Raw genomic sequence first — 4,184 nt, 5'->3', positions numbered from 1 at the left:
ATACAATCAGTTCTGGCAACATATTTCAGTGAAAAATATTCGGTTTATATTATTAAATTCCATTAATTGACTATTATTCATATAATTCCTGATCTATCTTTTCGGCTAAACTCCCATTATTACTTTGCTGCACTCACTAAAGATACAATATATTGATTTAAACTTACTCCTTCCCTTTCCGCAGTTTCAGATAACCGCCGATGTAATGATTTAGGCATTCTTAACATTAACTTACCACTATAACTATCATCTGTACTGGGTAAAGGAATATTATCACCTGCTTCATAAGCCGTTTCTATCCACAATTCTCGCGCTTCATTAATATTTGTCATTGTCTCTTCTATGGTTTCTCCTTGAGTGAGACATCCAGGTAAATCTTTAATTTGTGCTACATATCCCCCTTCAATATCTGGGTATAGGGTGATAGGGTATTGAAGCTTTAAATAGTATTCTAAGGGTGATTGTTCAATCTGCTTGTTCGTCTGATTCAGTGTTTTCATTTATCCACTCTTCTAAATTTAATAACTCAACTATTTGCTGAACATAGACTCCTTTAACTTTCTGTCCTCCTGTTTTCGGTACAGTAACTTTTCTACCTTGGGAATCTCTAAAACTATGATGGCTACCTTTAGAACGTTTTTCTTCAAAGCCAAAAGCTTCTAAAAGATAGTACACATCCTCAAATCTTACTTCTGGAGGTAGTTTCAGGAATTTAACTACTAATTTTCTTAATTTGCTCACGGAGCGATGATACCATATATAGTATCATAAATTTTTACCATTGGCAAAATCCGCCCAAAAGCGATCGCTTGTTTTTAGTTTTAAAATCAGATATAGTTATTTCTACCGTAAAATCAAGCACTAAGGGACTTCCAGGAAATAAATTATCCCAATAAATAAATGAACAAACGAACCACAGAGGCACAGAGAACACAGAGAGAGAAGAAATAGGGAGGGTTTTTGCGTTAGTTTTGGGACATTTTTTTATTTGGAAGTCTCTAATACTACAAAATAACTCAATATTGTTTACTAAATAAAGTACAAAAGATGACCAACAAAAAATAAACACTATTGACAACCCAATAATTCTCAATACAGGAACAATCATCAACAATAACATTATTGAATCTATTGAATCTATGATTGGTAATATTCTCCGTCAATGTTACAGGATTGTTAAAGAACTAGAACTCAAGAAAGGTGGGTTTGGGGAAACTTACCTTGCAGAAGATTTAGATATTCCCGTGACTCCTAAACCGGTTTGTGTGGTGAAGCGTTTAAAACCTACAGAGATTGACAGGGATAGTCTCCGTTTATTTGAACAAGAAGCAAGAATTTTATATGAATTAGGACAAAATCACGATCAAATTCCTAAATTATATGCCCATTTTCAAGAAGGTGAAGACTTTTATATAATTCAAGAATTTATTGAAGGTAAAGATTTAACTAATGAAATCAGCCCTGGCAAAAAGTTGAGTGAAAATGATGTAATTCAACTGTTACGAGATGTTTTAGAAATATTGGTTTATGTCCATGAAAATAAGGTGATTCATCGTGATGTTAAACCTGACAATATTATGCGCCGTAAAGATGGGAAATTAGTATTGATTGATTTTGGTGCAATCAAACAAATTAATACTACTATTGCCATGAAATCAGGCTCTACTACCCGAACTATTGGTATTGGTACATGGGGATATAAGCCTTTAGAACAGGCTAGGGGTAAACCTAAATTTAGTAGTGATATTTATGCTTTAGGGATGACTGCAATTCAGGCATTAGTTGATCGATCACCACGCTTATTTGCTGAAGATGATGATGGTGAAATTATTTGGATTGACCAGGTTGAAATAAGTGACAAGTTAGAGCAGTTTATCTCTAAGATGGTACGTTATGATTGGAAAGAACGTCATAGAAATGCAAAGGAAGCTCTGGATGAATTAAATCAAATTTTTGTAATTAATCAAAGATTATTAGCAGTACCTAAGTTAGTTCCAGTTAGACTTAATGGAAAATATGGTTATGTTAGTGGGGGTAAATTAGTTATTCCCTACCAGTTTGGTCTTGCTTATAATTTTTCTGAAGGACTAGCACGTGTAATAAAAGGAGAAAAATGGGGATTTATCAATACTATTGGTGAATTAGCTATCCCCTATCAATTTGATAATGCTTCTGATTTTTCAGAAGGACTAGCAAAAGTAGAAATAGCAGAAAAATGGGGATTTATTAATACTAATGGTCAATTAGTTATTCCCTGTCAGTTTGATGATACTGAGTCGTTTTTAGAAGGACTAGCAAAAGTAAAAATAGCAGAAAAATGGGTATTTATCAATACTAATGGTCAATTAGTTATTTCTTGTCAATTTGATAAGACTTTGTGGTTTTCAGAAGGACTGGCGACTGTACAAATAGGAGGTAAATATGGTTATATAAACACTAATGGTCAAATAGTTATTCCCTGTCAGTTTGATTATGCTAATAATTTTTCAGAAGAACTGGCAACCGTACAAATAGGAGGTAAATATGGTTATATAAACACTAATGGTCAAATAGTTATTCCCTGTCAGTTTGATTATGCTAATAATTTTTCAGAAGAACTGGCAACCGTACAAATAGGAGGAAAATATGGGTATATAAACACTAATGGTCAAATGGTTATTCCTTGTCAGTTTAATCAGATTTACTGGTTCTCTGAAGGACTAGCAGCCGTAAAAATAGGGGAAAAATACGGATATATAAATACTAATGGTCAAATAGTTATTTCTTGTCAATTTGATAGGACTGTATGGTTTTCAGAAGGACTGGCGACTGTACGAATAGGAGATAAATGTGGTTATATAAATGCTAATGGTCAAATAGTTATTCCTTATCAGTTTAATAATGCTGAATCGTTTTCAGAAGGATTAGCAAAAGTAACAATTAGTGGCAAAGATTACTTAATAGATAAAACAGGAAAGATAGTTTATTAACTAAATTATGACTAATGATACAATCAAAACAGTTATCTGGGTAAACTCTGCTAAAGAAGAACTTCTAGAATTTCCTGAAGATATAATTGATGAAATTGGGTATATTCTTTATCGCGTGCAAACTAATCAAAATCATCCTAAAATAAAACTATTAAAAGGATTTAATGGAGTATTTGAAATTCGCAACAATGATCAAACCGATACATACCGCACTATTTATGCTATAAAAATAGATAATGCTGTGTATATTCTCCATGCTTTCAAGAAAAAATCACCCAAAGGTATCAAAACACCTCAACAAACTATTGATTTAATTCACCAGCGATTACAAACAGCAATCCAAATTTCACAAACTAGAGAATCATGAGATCAAGATTATGTTAGATTATACAATCAGTTCTGGGAACATATTTCAAGATTTAGGATTTGCTAATGCTGAAGAAAAACTAGCCAAAGTTAAATTAGCTTCTGTTATTGCTGATATTTTAGAACAGCAACAAATTACACCTCAACAAACCGCACAAATTTTAGGCTTAGAACTTGAACAAATAAATAATTTAACTAACGGTATTCTCAAAGAATTTACGATTGAAAATTTATTAAGTTATTTAATTAAACTAGGTCAAAATGTAGAAATAATGGTAACAAATCAACAGCAAGATAAATCTCAACCAAAAATTAATGTTGTCTATCAAAAAATTGCTTAATGCTAGTTTATATAATACTGATAAATATTGGTCAGCAGTCATTACCTATCGTAGTGATAAAATAAGAATTATTTCTGTTCGTCGTTCTCGTACTGAAGAGGTTAATATTTATGAAAGCTGAAGAATTTGATACTAAGTTTGACAATGGTGAAGATATTACTGAGTTTTTAGACTTATCTCAAGTACATCATTCAGGGTATACACAAAAAAGAGTTAATATTGATTTTCCTGTTTGGATGATAGAAGCCTTAGAACAGGAAGCAAAACGTTTAGGTGTGACTTCTGATTCTATTATTAAATTGTGGCTGGCTGAACGTCTGGATAAAAAAGTGATTACCAATTAGTTATAGTAGAAGCAGACGTTTATTTAGTAAATTTCCAACTTGAGGTAATCAATATGACACAGGAATTAATAGACCTCAGAAATAGTATTTTAGAACAACGTTACAGCGATGCTTTAGCTATTGTTGATGAATTAGAGGGGATGAGTAAACAAGCTATTTTACGG

Annotated in this window: 6 protein-coding genes; 4 read left to right on the top strand and 2 right to left on the bottom strand. The window is 32.2% G+C overall.

The features are described from left to right. Positions 1 to 119 precede the first annotated feature (119 nt). Together IQ228_RS22345 and IQ228_RS22340 are read right to left on the bottom strand one after the other, a co-directional pair. Positions 120 to 500, bottom strand: coding sequence for a type II toxin-antitoxin system HicB family antitoxin (locus IQ228_RS22345; RefSeq protein WP_027403975.1), 381 nt, complete (start codon positions 498 to 500; stop codon positions 120 to 122). Further along, positions 466 to 741: a type II toxin-antitoxin system HicA family toxin gene (locus IQ228_RS22340; protein WP_027403976.1), complete on the bottom strand. Its 276-nt coding sequence runs from the start codon at positions 739 to 741 to the stop codon at positions 466 to 468. Before IQ228_RS22340 ends, IQ228_RS22345 begins: the two co-directional genes overlap by 35 nt. 398 nt (positions 742 to 1,139) lie before the next feature. On the opposite strand from IQ228_RS22340, the gene IQ228_RS22335 reads away from it, so the two are divergent. From IQ228_RS22335 to brnA, 4 genes are all read left to right on the top strand, one after another. After that, positions 1,140 to 2,969 (top strand): WG repeat-containing protein, encoded by a 1,830-nt coding sequence (locus IQ228_RS22335; protein WP_193964484.1) that lies wholly within the window; start codon positions 1,140 to 1,142, stop codon positions 2,967 to 2,969. A 7-nt stretch (positions 2,970 to 2,976) separates the two neighbouring features. After that, positions 2,977 to 3,336, top strand: a complete 360-nt coding sequence (locus tag IQ228_RS22330; RefSeq protein WP_193964482.1) for a type II toxin-antitoxin system RelE/ParE family toxin — start codon at positions 2,977 to 2,979, stop codon at positions 3,334 to 3,336. 10 nt (positions 3,337 to 3,346) lie between these two features. Next, positions 3,347 to 3,676, top strand: coding sequence for a helix-turn-helix domain-containing protein (locus IQ228_RS22325; RefSeq protein WP_193964480.1), 330 nt, complete (start codon positions 3,347 to 3,349; stop codon positions 3,674 to 3,676). 110 nt (positions 3,677 to 3,786) lie between these two features. Next, positions 3,787 to 4,020 carry a type II toxin-antitoxin system BrnA family antitoxin gene (gene brnA, locus IQ228_RS22320; protein WP_096664968.1) on the top strand — a complete coding sequence of 78 codons (234 nt, stop codon included), beginning with the start codon at positions 3,787 to 3,789 and terminating at the stop codon, positions 4,018 to 4,020. The last annotated feature ends 164 nt before the right edge of the window (positions 4,021 to 4,184 follow it).

Origin of the sequence: Dolichospermum sp. LEGE 00246, from assembly GCF_015207865.1 — a bacterium.
GTDB lineage: Bacteria > Cyanobacteriota > Cyanobacteriia > Cyanobacteriales > Nostocaceae > Dolichospermum > Dolichospermum heterosporum.
The sequence above is the reverse complement of the archived record's forward strand: the minus strand, read 5'-3'. Positions and strand labels throughout refer to the sequence as shown.